The following is a 15,950-nucleotide window of genomic DNA, read 5'->3' as shown; positions in this document are numbered from 1 at the left end:
GAGAGAAGCAAAGAAGATAAGTGGGAGATAACTGCCCGTAAAGATCCGACGAACGATTGACGTCCAAGTCAGGCGAAGCCACAGGATGTGGCGTTCCTGAGCATGATAAGTCTCGCTAACCATCAGTAGGGGATGAAGAAAACCCCGACTGATGGAAGTCTCGCTTTATAAAAGACGTTCACTTTCACCAAGTTTTCACCAACCTCTACTAAAGTATAAGCATCGAGAACGAAAGGAGGAGAAAAACGATGAATTCGAAAGTGAAAAAGGTGCTTTTTTGGAGTGCAATCACCACTCCAATGGTTTTCGGAGTCTACTTTCTATTAGGAGGATATAGTGCCCTTGCCGCTGGACCACATGGACATGGTCCAAGAGAAATGGGACTACGAGGCGACTTTGGGGGCCACCACATGATGTACAGTCATCATCATGGAGGAGGATTTTCCTGGTGGGGACTCCTATTATTCCTGATAATCGGGATCGCTGTTTTAGTTCTTTTTGTGAAATGGCTAAGAAAAAAAGCAAAGGCTACTTCAATGCAACAATTTATCGATACATCTATCATGAATTCACATAAACCGATGATGAACCAAAATGAAAGTATTTTAGATCAATGGGAAAAAAATATAGTTAATAAAAAGGAGAATCTCTAAAATGGGTATTTTTAAAAGAGTAAAAAACATTACAAAGGCTGATATTAATGGATTGTTAGATAAATGGGAAGATCCAATCAGCATGTTAAATGAATATTCAAGAGAAATGGAGCAAGAAATAGCTAAAGCTCAGAAGGCTCTTTCCCGCCAGATTTTTGTAGAAAATAAGCAAGCAGTACTTATTCTAGAAACAAAGAACATAGTAGAAAAAAGAGCGCGACAAGCAAAGCTGGCTATCGATCAGGGAGAAGATACAATAACGAAATTAGCTGTGCAGGAAAAACTTATTTATGAAAAACAACTTAGTCTTTATGAACAGCAATATGAAGCTATTCAAGGACAAACTGGCATGCTCAAGGAAAAGCTAAATGAACTGCAAGAAACCTATAATGAATTACAGCATAAGAAAATTCTATTGGCATCTCGAGCGAATGTAGCCCAGTCTATTAAACAGATTCAGAATGCTACTGTTTCTTTCCAAACTGATACTATCGTAAGAGGGGTTACTCGTGCCGAAGATAGAATCCTATTAATGGAAGCTGAAGTACAGGCTGGCAGCCAATTTGCTAATCCCTTAGTACAGCATGACGCTGTCTATCGAAACGTTGTGAATGAAGAGGAATTAGCTAGAGAGATCGAAAAGCTAAAAAGTGAAAAGTAGAATATTGAAATGAGAGCGCCAGCAGATTAAGTTAGGTGCTCTTTTTCTATCGATATCAAGAAAGGAGCAAAAGAATGAATCATACGTTACCTATTCCTATTTATCTATTCATTGCCTTGATCGCCACTCAAATTCCATATATAAGAGCTTATTTTTCCCTTTGTAATACCCTTCTTCACGAAGTCATAATAGTCATTTTAGAAGGAAGAACAGCAAGTAAAATTTATTTGCCTAACGATGGCTCAAGGGTGAGAACAAATGCGGAAAATTCTTCATTCAAACATTCGCTTATCACCTATGCAGGATATACGGGACAGTCACTTGCGGCAATTGGGTTATTTTATTTCATATCCAACCAAAACTATTATTTTATTCTGTATTTGTTCATCGCTTTAATGATTATTGCTGTTTTACTATGGATTCGCAATGTTTTGGGTATCATATGGGCGTTATCATTTGTTGTTTTACTAGCTTTGCCGATTCATTTCCAATATCACATAGCCATTATGCATATAAGTATCTTTCTATCGTCCTTCCTTCTTATGAAAAGTATTATGAATGGCTTACAAGTGTGCAGGCAAAGTCTTTGGGAACGAAAAAAAACAGCTGGTTCCGGCTTTCTTGTTGGTTTAAAATTAATCCCAGTAATGACGTTTGGGCTCATTCTTCTCGGACAGTCACTTTATACTGGATACTTTATCATAAACCATATCTTACATTTACTTTAAGGTTAAGGAGATTTCCGGTTTTCAGTATTCCCCTCATATTGAAAGGAGTTGATAACCATGAATATATTATTGGCTGAAGATGATGTAACTCTTGGGGAATTAATCGTCTATATGCTCAAAAAGAAGGCAGGCTATAAAGTAGAGTGGGTAATGGAGGGAGAAGATGCCTATTATTACGCTACCAACTCTCACTACGATGTGTTAGTCCTTGACTGGATGATGCCAAATAGGGACGGTGTGGAGGTCTGCCGCCATTTGCGAAAACAAGGGTATTCCGGTGCCATTCTGATGCTGACGGCTAAAGATAGCGTTCAGGACCGAATCGTAGGGCTGGATTCAGGAGCAGATGATTATCTTGTCAAACCATTTGAAATTGGTGAACTACTGGCGCGATTGCGAGCCCTTTCTCGCCGCAACTATGCACCTATTCTCGAAGAAGAAATTAGAATACAGGATTTGGTGTTGAACCGGATGAGCCACATGGTTCGTTTAGAAAACGAGGAAATTCAACTTAGTCCGAGGGAATTTCAACTATTGGATTTATTGGTGCAAAATAAAGGACAAGTCATGCCGCGGGAGGTGATTCTTGACCGTATTTGGGGCTATGATTCCGAAGTTGCCCCGAAAGCCATCGATGCCACCGTGAAGTTAATCAGAAAAAAGTTAAAGAGCTTTGGAAAACAAGATTTGCTTAAAAGCATTAGAGGGGTGGGCTATAAGTTTGAACACTAGCATGTTTTCATTCATCCGCAGCTTCTTTACGTTTCACGGAAAAGATATGTTCAGCACCACTCAAAGGCGATTAACCCGTATTTACAGTGGGTTGCTTATTCTTTTCCTTGCGCTTTTTATTATAATCGTCTATACCGTCCTTTACATTACTATTTTAAAAAGCTCAGAACGTGAACTAGAGTCCCTCATAGTCCAAGAAGCAAACATTGTTGAGACTTATTTGTTGGAAAATAAAGAGAATAATCTCCAGGACGTGCAAGAACAAGAAATCGTGTTTGCCGGGGTGAATCAAGCCTTTTATTACGTCATGAATACAAATGGAGAGATCATCATGGGCAATGAAGATGACAGTCGTTTGCGGCCAGCGATATTACCTCTGCTGAACAAAATGATGATAAACAGAATTGAACTTTTGAATGAGAATATTCATGTTGAAGGTAATCCAAAAGGCAGAGGGAAAATGGGGAAATTTCATCACCCTGAACCTGAGCAGGATATACGCCTCATGATTGCCAGCCATTCCATTTATTATAAAGATCAATTCGTTGGGCAACTCTTTATTGGAAAAGATATTTCATTTGCTTATCAGCTTTTTAACTGGGTTCTTGTGATCCTTGTCGTGTTAGGGATTGTGTTTTTTGGGGTTGCTATATTCATTAGCCAGAAAATGTCCAAAAAAGCCATGATTCCGATTACCCGTGCATTCACAAGACAAAGGGAATTTGTCGCAGATGCTTCCCATGAACTGCGGACACCATTGAGTGTTTTGTTATCTTCCATTGACGCCATGGAAATGACCATCGAACCCGAGGAAAAGGAGGATTTTTCAGGAAGGATTCTTTCCAATATGAGGCAGGAAGTGAAGCGGATGACAAATTTGGTCAGTGATTTATTAACATTGGCCCGTTCTGATTCGGATACCCTTGAACTTAGAAGAGAAACCTTTGATTTCAGGCCGCTGGCAGAACAAGCATTGGAGTCTGTCAGTTCGCTGGTCGATGAAAAGCAAATATCTACGAGCTTGTCTGCACCAGCATCACTGATGGCCGTTGGTGACCCCGAAAGATTATCGCAGTTAGTATACATTCTGTTAGACAATGCGATTAAATACACACCAAACGGGGGAGAAGTGAAGCTTTCCCTTTCAAAAGAGGGGTCTGACCTTTGTATAAGAGTCCAGGATACGGGAATTGGAATCAAACAAGAAGATGTTCATCGAATTTTCGAGCGGTTTTATCGATCGGACAAATCGCGTTCCCGGCAAATAGGCAGTCATGGATTAGGGCTCTCCATTGCGAAATGGATCGTCGAAAGCCATAAAGGGAAGATAAAAGTAGAAAGTGAGCTTGGAAAGGGAAGCACCTTTATTGTTAGGGTGCCCGACGCTTCAACATAGTTGATTGATATAATAAATGAACTATTCGAGTTCCTTGCTAATCATTAAATAAAGGTTTTGTTCAAGAATCTGGACCTTTAATTGAACAATATGACGTTTAAGGGCAAAAGAAAAACCCTATATTAATACAGGGTTTTATCAATCTTTTTTATAAATTATCGAACTTTATTTTAAATCAACAATTTAGTTTTTTTCAGGAAACATTCAAGGAAAATGAATTAGTAACCTATTTAGAAGAAGAAATAACAGATAACAGTGGGATAAGATCGTTAAAGGTTGAGACCAACACTGGAGCGGTTGGTTGGATATCATCGAGGATTGTTGAGGAAGAATAACATAATAAAGTGAACAGCTTAAGAAAAGCGCAAGCGCCTTGTTCAGCCTCAGGCATAGCATAAGCCACTTTTGAATAGAAGGTGTTTTTTACCTTCAATTCAAAAGTGGCTTAGACCCAAGAGGGGCTGGACGCTTGCGCTAGACACCGACACTAAGTTCAAAAATTTATACTTTCTTATCATTGAATAAAGACTGTTCACCTTCATCTTTTCATCCGCTACGTTACGCTAGGATAAAGCGAGATAGCCCTTATACGGCGGGTTATCCTTCCCTTCCACTTGAAGCTTAAACAAACGTTTAATTAAACCTACTTCATAGCATGATAAATCTTACGTTTCCACTCGAAAAAATCATCCTCTAAAAAAAGCTCTTCCCCACGCGGCCTTTTAAACGGAATCTCAAAATCAGCTAAAATCGAAGCTGGTTTATTCGAAAGAATGACAATTCGATCTGATAAAAACAGTGCTTCTTCGATATTATGTGTCACAAACAAAACCGTCCGGCGATGGTTTTCCCAAATAGATAATAGCCATTTCTGCATGTCGAGGCGAGTCAGTTCGTCTAATGCTGAAAATGGTTCATCAAGACAGATCAACGGCTGTGGACTTAGCAAGGCACGTATGAATGATACTCGCTGCTTCATTCCGCCGGAAAGCTGACGAGGATAAGCATGGACATATTCAGCTAACCCTGCCTTTTCAATCATTTGTACGGCTTTCGCTTCATCCTTAGTCCCCTTAAGTTCTTGACCAAGAAGTACGTTCTGTAAAACCGTTTTCCAAGGAAGTAAACTCGGTGACTGCGGCATGTAGCTAATAGCCCCTGTTTTACCGTTAATGTTTTCACCTTCTAGCAAAATCGTCCCATTATCAGGTGAAAGAATCCCGCCGATCAAAGAAAAGAGTGTACTTTTTCCGCTCCCTGATGGACCAAGAATCGAGACAAATTCACCATCGTTAACTTGTAATTGTAGATTTTTAATGATGGCATTCTCTGCGAATTTTTTTGAAATATTATCTAAGGTTAAAACACTCATTTCACTCGCCTCCTTTTAACTGCCACCTTATGAGTAGTCGTTCCATTAAAATAATAACCCCGAAGAATAAGAGGCTTAAAGCCATGATCGCAAATATGGCAACGAAAACACGATCTGTTTGGAATGAAGATGAGGCAAGTGTCATGTAGACTCCAATTCCCTCTTTTGCACCAAGCCATTCGGAAATCACAGCCCCCATGATGCTGTATGTAGCTGAGATTTTCATCCCAGAAAAAATCGACGGAAGGGCATATGGAAGTTCTAGCTTCCAAAACAGCTGCTGACGCGTTGCCCCCGCCATTCTCATATAATGCTTTAAATCAGGAGCCGTTTGCTTAAATCCGTCTAATGCCGCCACTGTAATTGGAAAAAAACAAACCAGTGTAATCACGATCATTTTCGGCAACATACCGAAACCAAACCAAATCACGAGCAACGGTGCCAAAACGATGACTGGCACATTTTGCGAAAGAATAAGCAATGGATAAACAGCTTCTCTTACAAAGGGAATCACATATAAAAGGACAGCTACTAAAAGCCCAAATCCAACACCGATTGCAAAACCTGAGATTCCAAGCTTTATTGTTGCAAGCACATGCCCGGAAAAGCCTGCCCAGCCCGTGATTCCTTCAGCAAATATTTGAGAAGGCGCAGGTAAAAGCCAATCTGGAATGTCTGCTTTTTTCACGATTATTTCCCACATAAAAAATAAGAGAAGGAGCACAAAAATCGGTCTCCATCCCTTTAAGAACATTTTTCTCATTAGCGATATTTCTCCGTTAAATCAGTCATCGCAATCCCAGAAGGCTGATATAAAATTTTCACTTGAGAAATAACATTACGACTTCCCATTTCGACCATTCGTTCATTCATTTTTGAAATAATCTCAAATAAATGAGAAAGTTCGCCTTCCATTGTTGTTTCTAATGGATGAACTTCATATTTTACGCCCGATTCATCAATGATTTTAATCGCTTCATCGACATAAGGAATGACATCTTCCCCTGGTTTTGTTTTCGGTATGATTTGAATGCTAACTAGCGAGTTGTTCATGATTTCTCTCCTTATTCTGGTAAATAGTCGTTTGTAAATGCTGCTTTAGCATCGAGTTGTTTTTCTAATAATTTATTTTCATACATCCAGTTTGCATAGTTTGCCCAAATTTCTTGCTTTTGTTCACCCCATCTTGGCGCATTGTCCTGATAGCGAGAGGCTAACCATTCTTGACTTTTCTTAACAAGTTCTTGATCAAGATCTGGAGCTGCTTTCATTAAACTATCCGCCGCTTCAGATGGATTGTCGATCGCAAACTGATAACCTTTTGAAACCGCCTTTAAGAACTTTTTCACTTGCTCAGGATTTGATTCTAGCTTTTTCTCATTCGTTGCAAGTACTGGTGTATAATAATCAAGATTTTTACTATAATCCGTTAAATAGACCATATTCATCTTTTCACCGCGTAACTCTGCTTCAATGCCTGTCCACCCATAATAAATCCAGGCAAAATCAACATCACGCTTTACGGCTGTAAAAAAATCTGTATCACCCATATTCACAATCGAAACATCTTCTACATTGGCCTTTTCTTGGCTCATTAACGAAGAAATAACAGACTTTTCAACTGGAGAACCCCAGCCGCCATACGTTTTCCCTGCGAAGTCCTTTGGCGATGTAATGTTTTTTTCCGCTGGTGAGGCAAACCCTGACGTATTATGCTGAATAACGGCTGCAATGGATACAAGCGGTACTCCTTGAACCCGTGCTTGTGTAATACTTTCTTGATAGCTCACACCAAAATCAGCTTTACCTGAAGCAACAAGTTGATCTGCGCCTGACTCACCAGGCATAATAATCTCAACATCTAGTCCTTCTTCTTTAAAATAGCCCTTTTCCTCTGCAACATATAAACCTGTATGATTTGTATTCGGAGTCCAATCAAGAACGACCGTCACCTTTTCATTCTCTTTCTTTTCTTCCTGCCCACTTTCAGATGACTCTTGTCCCCCTGCACATCCGGCAAGGAAGAGAAGTAGTGTGCAAGTCAATACGATCCATTTTTTCATCTCGTTTTCCTCCTGTTGTCGTTGTATGTTTGTTAAGAAAAATAAAAAACGCCCGGAACAGAACCCGCGCGTACATGAACAAAACATATTTTCTTTAAAATCCGAATATGTTTCCTCCGCTGGTCTTAGCCAGTTCAGGTTCAAAGGGTCAGCATCTCAAAGATCCAATCTCAACCGGTCACACCGGCTCCCCCACTATTCTTTCATTATTTACTTTTCTTTGTTCTATTATATCAGAAGAATCAAAAAATACTATGTGTAAATGAATGCATGAAAACGCTTTGAACAACGTCACTTTTTTTGAAACAAAAAACGATTATCTTTTTTACAATCTGTTCTGATTGAATTCACGTTCATAGAGATGATGGTTATTCGTATAAAGCTTTGACCTAAAATTGTTTATTGACTTCTTTTGCAAAGGCTGTTTTCTCAAACTTTGTTGCTATTATCATATAGTGTGCCATCAACAGTGACCGCTTCGGCTCCATTTTTCTGGAATCGGGCTTCTCCCCCATCAAAAATAACAATCATTTAGAAAACAGCCTTTACAAAGAATTAAACGATCGTATACCACCAACCACGCTCTTTTAACCATGTTTCGAACTCTTGTTGCATGTCAGGGGATAACCCGCCTGTTAAAACAGTCGGATTTTTGCCATCAGATGTGAATTGAATTTGTGCCCACCACTTTTTATTAATAAAGTATTCAGCCACTTCTTTCACCATTTCAGCCGTTAATCCACCCGTTTGAATTTTAGTACTCACCTGAGTCACTTCCTTTTTAGGTAAGCCCAAAAACGTAGCTACACCTTTTGCATGGGCCTCACCAACTGCCCTTAAAAACGATTCATTTTTCAATAAATTTGCATCTGATGCCGTATCAATGAATAAATTCTCCGTTAATACAGCAGGCATGTTTGTTTCACGTAATACGACAAAGTTAGCTCGTTTTTTCCCTCGATCAGCTATTGAACCGAATTTCTCCATCGCTGCTAAGATTTCTGTGTGCAATGAATTTTGAAGGGATTGAGTAGCACTACTTACTCCACCGTTATAGATATACGATTCAAAACCAGTGCCCCCACCTGCATTAATATGCACCGATACGAACGCATCAGCGCCCCAATTATCTGCTAGATCATCTCGTGTGTATAAATCAACTGTTTGGTCTTCCGTACGACTTGTACGTTGTTCGAATCCAGTATAGGTAGCTGTTAAATGGTTCATTGCATACACAACAATTTTATGAGTTAACACTTTTTCTTGCATTCCATTACCAACTGCACCAGAATCAGAACCACCATGACCTTTATCCCAAAATATTTTCTTTGTCATTATTTATCCTCTCCTTACTATATTTAATGATGAATCAAGCCTTTTGACAGTGTGGATGTACGATTGTATTTGAATCATTTTTTGCGAAAGGCTATTTTAGTACACCTTGTTGTTTTAAACTTACTTGATTTCTAATTCAGCTATTCGAAATGATGTATTGCCCATAATCACGATTTATTGTCTGAACTTGAGATTTTATTGTCCAAACTCAAGGTTTTATTGTCTGGTTTTGAATTTTATTGTCCGAAATCACCAAGATATCGACCAACATCCAATTTTCGATACATTTTTCGTCCCACTCTGTAACAGCTGTTCATCCTTTTATGTTTACTTGCCTTACGAATAGATACCATCGTCACGATCGCATTACTCACCGTTTAAAAAGTCATATAATAAATGCTTGTGTTCTCTCCGCTTTTCTATAATTAAATTGGCATAGACAATCCTGTAAAAATACCCTTCAAACGTGGTATGGATTTTACCCAATTTTTTCGCAAATACCGTTTGTTTAAAAGCGTGAATGATACATTCGCTTAGGTCATCTAAGTATTTTTGTGGTTTGATTTTGTTATAGGCAATTAACACCCTGTTCCATAGCTTATAAATGTCGATAGCATGTAAAAAAGGCTTTGTTGCTTGGACAAATTCCTGCGAAATCGAATCAGGAAGATAACTTGAATCCAGCTCCTGTTGTGACGACTCTGACGTATCATTTACGTTAATTGGTTGTTTTATTTGTTTCTCACAGAGTGAGCTTTGCTTATTCTCTGTTTTATTAGGAGTGACAGTTGGCGTGACATCTTGGGGTGACTTATTGTTTAGTAATGTATCAATCGGTTCAAACGCTTGAATAACAACAATGTTTACCCCTTGTTTTCCATTCATCCGTGCGGTAGGAATTCGTTTGATGATTCCCCTCTCTTCCAAACTATTCACAGCCCGAATAACCGTGCGTCGGCTCACTTTCACTTGCTCTGCAATGTAATCATATTTTGCAAAAGAAACACCAACAACCTTCACAGAATGCTTCCAAATATGCTGAAGAACGGAAAGCGTCCCTTCTGACAATTCCACTTTATGCTTGTACAAAAATCCCCGCACAGATTGATCCATTTCTTCGATTGTCTGAAATGATTGGTACCTCTGAACCGTTTCAAAATTAAGCTTTTCCACGTCTACTCTCTCCCTCTGATCTTTTGTATTGTTTAACAAGTTACAAAAGTGCTATTCAGATGACATTCGGTTGCCATGCACTTTAACCCGTCACCCCTTATATAGGGTTTTTATCGAGGTAGAGTAGCGTCTACATAAAATATTTTTTACTTTTTTAATGGAAACGATAATTGGATGTGGAAAAATCGAGGATTGTTTTAAAATAGCGGCAATCACAAGAAGTCAAAAAGAGAGTTAGTCATGCACATAACCCTAAAGGTTTATCCTTTTTCCCCATAGAAAAATCCCCTACAGGTAGACTGTAGGGGATAATACCAACAGGATTAATTCTGAATGCTCTTTTCAAGCTTTTCATTCCTCCTGAAAGTGTCAGAGAGCTTTCGTCGTACGCTCGTGATAATTAAACGAATTCGGTCCATCTTCTAGATGTACGTGATAATCGATTAAACTTCCACTTGCTCACTCTTTGCAATCGTCCATTGCCGATACCATTCTTTCCATTCTTTCGGACATGGCCGAGTGCAGATCACTTCATCGATTTGACTTGCTTGGCAGAAGGAGACGAAAGAGGGCGTGCCTATCTTGGATGAATCGGCCAGCAAATAGCTTTTTTTGCTACATGCCATCATTTTGGCTGAAACAAGTGATTCGTCCAAATCGTAATCATAAATCGTATCTGCAACCATCCCCCCACAGGAAATAAATGCTTTATCGACATGCATATGACCAAGCCACTCTAACGTCATGGCACCTGAAACTGAGGATTGGGCTGGGTTCGTCTGTCCGCCAAGCATAATGACCTTTCCTGTGATTCGCTTCTCTTCAATCACTTGATTAAACCGATCTGCGGCTGCAATTGAATTCGTTACAATGGTTATGTTTTTCACATCTTGGATAAAACTGGCGAGATGAACCGTTGTCGTGCCAACATCAATCGCTATTGTATCCCCGTCTTCAATCCTTTTGATGGCTTCTAATGCAATTTGTTCCTTTTCCTCTCGGTTCAAATCAAACTTCCGCAAAAAGGCTTGTTCTTTTTCAATTTTTGTAAAAAGAACCGCTCCGCCGTGTACCCTAGTTACTTGCTCCAGCGCCTCAAGCTCATTCAAATCACGGCGAATCGTTTCTGGCGTAACTGAAAACTTCGTCGCCATTTTCGCAACAGATACACGCTTCTCTTCATTCACCCACTTAATAATTAATTGCTGTCTTTCTTCTTTCATTTCGTTCATGATAATGCGATGACATCCTCAGGTTCTACGAATAATTGATATTCCATCCCATGTTCAAAAGTTGGGGCCTTGTGATGCAATTGTTCCATCATAAATTGCTTATCATCCGCACGAAAGGTTGTCCGGATCACATTTCCATTCATGACAGAATGACCAGCAATGGCACGTAGTGGGTAAGAGGAAGCTTTCGCTTGTAAATGAATCGATTCTGGACGTATCGCGTATTTTTCACTCGCATTCACAAATTTCTTCCCAGTCAGCTTTCCTAGTTGCTCCTTTGAAAAAACATTATAATGGCCAATAAAGTTCGCAATAAATTCCGTTCTCGGCTTTGTATAAATGTCTGAAGGGGTTCCTTCTTGCGCAATCTTCCCTTTATTCATGACGAAAATGCGATCAGAAACAGACATCGCTTCTTCTTGATCATGTGTAACAAGTATCATCGTCATCTGCAGTTCGCGCTGGATTGTGCGTAGTTCCACTTGCAGATGTTTGCGAATTTGTGCATCAAGTGCACTTAACGGTTCATCAAGCAATAATACTTTCGGACGGACAACGAGTGAGCGTGCAAGTGCCACCCGCTGCTGCTGGCCACCAGAAAGCTCATGCGGATACGCCTCTTTCTTCTCTGCCAACCCAACGAGGTGTAACATTTCCTCTACTCGCTTCGCCACTTCATTCGGCTTTATTTTATTCATCTTTAAACCAAAGGCAACATTTTCATACACCGACATATTTGGAAATAAGGCGTATGATTGAAACACCATTCCGACTTGGCGGTTTTTCGGTGCGACATCCTTCATATCTTTCCCATCGATCATCACCTTGCCACTTGTCGCATCGGTCAGCCCAGTCAAAATACGGAGAATCGTACTTTTCCCGCAACCACTTGGTCCAAGTAACGTGATGAATTCTCCATCTTCAATCGTCATATTAATACCAGAAAGAACATTTGTTTTTTCATATTGCTTATGGACGTCTTTTAAGATTACATTACTCATGCTTGCTTCATTCCTTTCGCTTTTTTCGTTATGATCGCCATCACAAGTGTCAGAATTCCCATCAATAAAATGTAGACGAACACAATAGCACTCGCAATATGACCACTTGTACTTAATTTCGACATTAAATAAATTTGAACCGTTTCAAAACGTGAGCCAACAACAAGGTTTATCAAGACAAATTCCCCGAATAAAATCGAGAAGGATAATAATGCTGAGACAAATAATCCTGGATAAACAGCTGGAAGGAGCACTTTACGAAAAGCCTCCATTTTAGAAGCGCCTAATAATTCCGCTGCATCCATTAATTGACGACCTTGCACATTTCGCAAGCTATTACGTGTTCCTTGATACATATACGGCAACACACTAACGACATACACGCCAAGGACTGTAAGCACCATCGGGATACTTGTCCCTGAATAAAACCGAATCAACCCAACGGCCAAAATAATCCCAGGGAAAGCATAGATCATCACAACACTTGCCTGAAACCATTTTTCTAATGAAGGAAAATATAACACAATGATAAAAATTGCCGGGACAACAAGGAGAATCGAAAGGACGACCGCTCCACCTGACAAAAGAACAGACCTACCGAACGCTTCGACAAAGCGCATATCTTGAAAAAGCGTGCTCATCCATTCGAATGTGAGCCCTTCTGGTAAAATCGTTTTATTCCAATTCGTTGAAAATGCATACAAAGCGGTTGCGAGAATCGGCAAAGCGAGGTAAAGACCGATGAGAGTGAGCATAAAGATGGTGAATTTTTTCATCGCTTCGACAAATCCTTTCTCGTTTTCTTGATAAGCCATTCACTCAGCAGCATCCCGATAATCATAATGACACCAAGGATAACAGCGATGGCACTCGCAAGCTCCGGACTCGCAAAAATGTCTCCCGAAATAAGGGACCCAATCCGAATAGCTGCTAAGTTATAATTACTTCCCGTTAAGGCATAGGCAGAAGCGTACGCTCCCATTGCATTGGCGAATAAAATCGTAAATGTTCCCGCAATGCCAGGAAATAAAATTGGGAGGCCGATTTTTTTCCAAAACATCAATGAAGAAGCACCTAATAAAGCAGCCGCATCTTTCCATTGCTGCTGGATTCCGTAATAAATCGGATATAAGAGCATGATTGCAAGCGGGAGCTGAAAATAAATATAAATGAGTAAGAGTCCTGACCAACTATAAAGTGAGAACGATAAATCCCAGCCAAACGCTTCAAAAGCTAATGTAAAAAGCCCACTGTTGCCAAGCAACACAATAAACGCAAATGCTAAAGGCACACCTGAAAAGTTAGACGTTAAATTCGACAAGATCAATAGTCGTTCACGTACTGGTTCAGAAAAATACGTCATCCCATACACCCCTAACAAGGAGACGATTAATGCGATGATTGCTGAAACGAGCGACAAAACAAAACTATTTTTAAATCCTTGTAAAATATAAGAACTTGATAATACTTCCTTATAATGTTCCAGCGTAAATCCGTTGCTACCTGAAAAACTGCTTACCAGCATATCAATGAGCGGGACGAGAAAAAAGAAAATCATCACTAAAGCGAACGGAACTAAGATGAGTAATACACTTTTTTTACTAGTCATAATCATGATGTCTCCCTTTTTAATCAACCAAGCCAGATATAATGAGAGGGGCCATGGCTTCTGATGGATCTATTCCAAGTAAATAACAAGCGAGCGGGGCAATTTGTAATTGTGAGATGATCTGATCGTGAATGACAGGCTTTACTTTACTAGAGGCAATAAATAATGGAACATGGCGATCAGACGTAGTATTCCCGCCGTGATTCCCATCATTTGTCATCCCATGATCAGCAGTTACGATAATGTCATAGCCGGCATCCAGCCATTTTGGCAGTGTGAGGGCAAGCAAAGCATCTGTAGCCAAAACACGATTGCGATACTCTACAGAATCAGCTGTAAATTTATGCCCATCATCATCTACATTCATCGGGTGGATATAGAGAAAATCTGGGTTCTTTTCTGAAACGAGCCACTCAGCTTCCGCAAATAAATGACTATCTGGATAATGATCTTCAAAATAAAATAACCCGTTTTCAATCGGTGCATCTTGATCAAGCTGAATGCGATCCATTCTATGCCGAAATGGAGCATGATTATAAAGTTCACTCACCCAGTAGTAAGCAGCCGCAGCGGTTGTTTTCCCGCTGCGTCTAGCTAAATGAAACAAACTTTCTTGCGTCGATAAGCGAACGACACTATTTCCGACAATTCCGTGGACAATCGGTGGTGTTCCCGTTAAAATCGTTTCGTAAAGTGGCCTAGATAAGGAAGGAACCTCTGACTTCACTTCATAGCGAGCCATCTTTCCTTGTTCCACAAGATGTTGTATAAATCCCATATGTGAGCACGCAGTATCAAAGCGCAATGCATCGATAACAATCATAATTAAACGATTATTTGACATGAATTAGTACCTGCTCCTGCCACATTTGTGGAATTTGTTTCGTTGTTTCTTCCCAAGCCTTTTGGTCCCCTACAGGACGAGCATTTTCATATAAATCAGCTGGTAGTAGCATAGCTTGTACTTCATCTGATAGCTCTACATTTTCACGAATTGGGCGTGCATACCCTTTTGCTAAATTTTCTTGTCCCTCATCAGATAAAATGTATTCACGAGTTAACATCGCCGCATGCGGGTTTTTGCTATATTTGTTAATAATGGTCGCATAACCAGAAGTTACAGATGCTTCCTCTGGAATCGTTACCTCAAATCGTTCAGCATCAATTTGCTCACGATAACCTAGTGCATTAAAATCCCAAAGGAGTGCAACATCCACTTCCCCTTTTTCTAAGTTAGCAACACTTGGATCACTCGCAGATAAACGACCTTGTTTTGCTAATTCTGCAAAGAAATCAATTCCTGGTTGTAGATTTGTTTCGTCTCCACCAAAAGCATAGGCAGCAGCTAAAATCGAAAATTGTGCTTGGTTTGCCGTTAACGCATCACCAATACTCACTTTGTAGTCGCCATTCTTTATATCCTCCCAAGATGTTGGGGCTTCTTTTACATTGTTTTGATCGGTAATAAAGGACATTGTGCCTGCATAACCAACAACCCAGTCTCCGTCATCATCTTTTGCCCAATCTGGAATGTCGTCCCAATAAGATGTTTTATAAGCAAGTGTTAAATCTTGATCTTCAGCAATCGGTCCAAAGGCAATTCCCACATCCCCGATATCAGCAGTTGCATCTTCTTTTTCAACAGCAAATTTCGCAATCTCCTCTGCACTCGACATGTCTGTATCCATATGTTTTAACTCATATCCAGCTTCTAGCTCGTCCCACGTTTCTACCCAGTTTGCCCATGTATCTGGCATCCCTACTGAATTGATTTTTCCTTCTGCTTTTGCCTTTTCTTCTATTTGAGCCAATGTCAATTCACTAGTACTAGATTCTTCTCCTGCACTCGATTCACTACCAGTATTTGATGAACATGCTGCCAACATTGAAATAGTCATGACACCGATTATTCCTTTTTTCCAATTACGATTCCAAGACATATGCTTATCCCTCCGAAGTTGTTTGTTTTATTTTTGTTTGTTGAGATAAATATAC

Annotated in this window: 17 protein-coding genes and 1 riboswitch; of the genes, 5 read left to right on the top strand and 12 right to left on the bottom strand. The window is 39.9% G+C overall.

Going from position 1 to position 15,950, the window contains the following annotated elements; genetic code table 11:
• Positions 1-248: 248 nt before the first annotated feature.
• The 5 genes from K9V48_RS19670 (at position 249) to K9V48_RS19650 (ending at position 4,170) form a co-directional block, all read left to right on the top strand.
• Positions 249-653: a hypothetical protein gene (locus tag K9V48_RS19670; protein ID WP_224140865.1), complete on the top strand. Its 405-nt coding sequence runs from the start codon at positions 249-251 to the stop codon at positions 651-653.
• A gap of 1 nt (position 654) precedes the next feature.
• On the top strand, positions 655-1,314 hold the full coding sequence (locus tag K9V48_RS19665) for a PspA/IM30 family protein (protein ID WP_224140864.1): 660 nt from the start codon (positions 655-657) through the stop codon (positions 1,312-1,314).
• A gap of 74 nt (positions 1,315-1,388) precedes the next feature.
• Positions 1,389-2,042 (top strand): M50 family metallopeptidase, encoded by a 654-nt coding sequence (locus tag K9V48_RS19660; protein WP_224140863.1) that lies wholly within the window; start codon positions 1,389-1,391, stop codon positions 2,040-2,042.
• Between the two features lie 57 nt (positions 2,043-2,099).
• The gene (locus tag K9V48_RS19655) at positions 2,100-2,774 is read left to right on the top strand and encodes a response regulator transcription factor (protein ID WP_224140862.1); all 675 of its coding nucleotides are present in this window, start codon (positions 2,100-2,102) and stop codon (positions 2,772-2,774) included.
• A complete protein-coding gene (locus tag K9V48_RS19650) occupies positions 2,764-4,170 on the top strand; it encodes a sensor histidine kinase (RefSeq protein WP_224140861.1) in 1,407 nt (468 codons plus the stop codon). Before K9V48_RS19655 ends, K9V48_RS19650 begins: the two co-directional genes overlap by 11 nt.
• A gap of 643 nt (positions 4,171-4,813) precedes the next feature.
• Here K9V48_RS19650 and K9V48_RS19645 read toward each other — a convergent pair.
• The 12 genes from K9V48_RS19645 to K9V48_RS19590 all read right to left on the bottom strand — a co-directional run bounded on the left by K9V48_RS19645 (position 4,814) and on the right by K9V48_RS19590 (position 15,895).
• Complete coding sequence (locus K9V48_RS19645) at positions 4,814-5,542, bottom strand: ABC transporter ATP-binding protein (protein ID WP_224140860.1); 729 nt, start codon at positions 5,540-5,542, stop codon at positions 4,814-4,816.
• 1 nt (position 5,543) lies between these two features.
• Entirely contained in the window at positions 5,544-6,305 is a 762-nt protein-coding gene (locus K9V48_RS19640; RefSeq protein WP_224140859.1) for an ABC transporter permease, read from the bottom strand.
• Positions 6,305-6,595: a thiamine-binding protein gene (locus K9V48_RS19635; RefSeq protein WP_224140858.1), complete on the bottom strand. Its 291-nt coding sequence runs from the start codon at positions 6,593-6,595 to the stop codon at positions 6,305-6,307. The genes K9V48_RS19640 and K9V48_RS19635 overlap by 1 nt, the downstream gene beginning before the upstream one ends.
• 11 nt (positions 6,596-6,606) lie before the next feature.
• The gene (locus tag K9V48_RS19630) at positions 6,607-7,605 is read right to left on the bottom strand and encodes an ABC transporter substrate-binding protein (protein WP_224140857.1); all 999 of its coding nucleotides are present in this window, start codon (positions 7,603-7,605) and stop codon (positions 6,607-6,609) included.
• 94 nt (positions 7,606-7,699) lie between these two features.
• Positions 7,700-7,809: riboswitch (TPP riboswitch) on the bottom strand.
• A gap of 351 nt (positions 7,810-8,160) precedes the next feature.
• A complete protein-coding gene (locus K9V48_RS19625) occupies positions 8,161-8,940 on the bottom strand; it encodes an N-acetylmuramoyl-L-alanine amidase (RefSeq protein ID WP_224140856.1) in 780 nt (259 codons plus the stop codon).
• 366 nt (positions 8,941-9,306) lie between these two features.
• Entirely contained in the window at positions 9,307-10,113 is an 807-nt protein-coding gene (locus K9V48_RS19620; protein WP_224140855.1) for a helix-turn-helix domain-containing protein, read from the bottom strand.
• 443 nt (positions 10,114-10,556) lie between these two features.
• The gene (locus K9V48_RS19615; protein ID WP_224140854.1) at positions 10,557-11,345 is read right to left on the bottom strand and encodes a DeoR/GlpR family DNA-binding transcription regulator; all 789 of its coding nucleotides are present in this window, start codon (positions 11,343-11,345) and stop codon (positions 10,557-10,559) included.
• On the bottom strand, positions 11,342-12,346 hold the full coding sequence (locus tag K9V48_RS19610; RefSeq protein ID WP_224140853.1) for an ABC transporter ATP-binding protein: 1,005 nt from the start codon (positions 12,344-12,346) through the stop codon (positions 11,342-11,344). Before K9V48_RS19610 ends, K9V48_RS19615 begins: the two co-directional genes overlap by 4 nt.
• Positions 12,343-13,161: an ABC transporter permease gene (locus K9V48_RS19605; protein WP_438803903.1), complete on the bottom strand. Its 819-nt coding sequence runs from the start codon at positions 13,159-13,161 to the stop codon at positions 12,343-12,345. Before K9V48_RS19605 ends, K9V48_RS19610 begins: the two co-directional genes overlap by 4 nt.
• Complete coding sequence (locus K9V48_RS19600) at positions 13,119-13,955, bottom strand: ABC transporter permease (protein WP_224140852.1); 837 nt, start codon at positions 13,953-13,955, stop codon at positions 13,119-13,121. Before K9V48_RS19600 ends, K9V48_RS19605 begins: the two co-directional genes overlap by 43 nt.
• Positions 13,956-13,974: 19 nt before the next feature.
• On the bottom strand, positions 13,975-14,799 hold the full coding sequence (locus K9V48_RS19595) for an alkaline phosphatase family protein (protein WP_224140851.1): 825 nt from the start codon (positions 14,797-14,799) through the stop codon (positions 13,975-13,977).
• On the bottom strand, positions 14,789-15,895 hold the full coding sequence (locus tag K9V48_RS19590; RefSeq protein ID WP_224140850.1) for an ABC transporter substrate-binding protein: 1,107 nt from the start codon (positions 15,893-15,895) through the stop codon (positions 14,789-14,791). The genes K9V48_RS19595 and K9V48_RS19590 overlap by 11 nt, the downstream gene beginning before the upstream one ends.
• Positions 15,896-15,950 lie beyond the last annotated feature (55 nt).

Source organism: Metabacillus rhizolycopersici (assembly GCF_020075705.1).
Note: the sequence above shows the minus strand (reverse complement) of the source record. Positions and strands in the feature narration are given on the sequence as shown.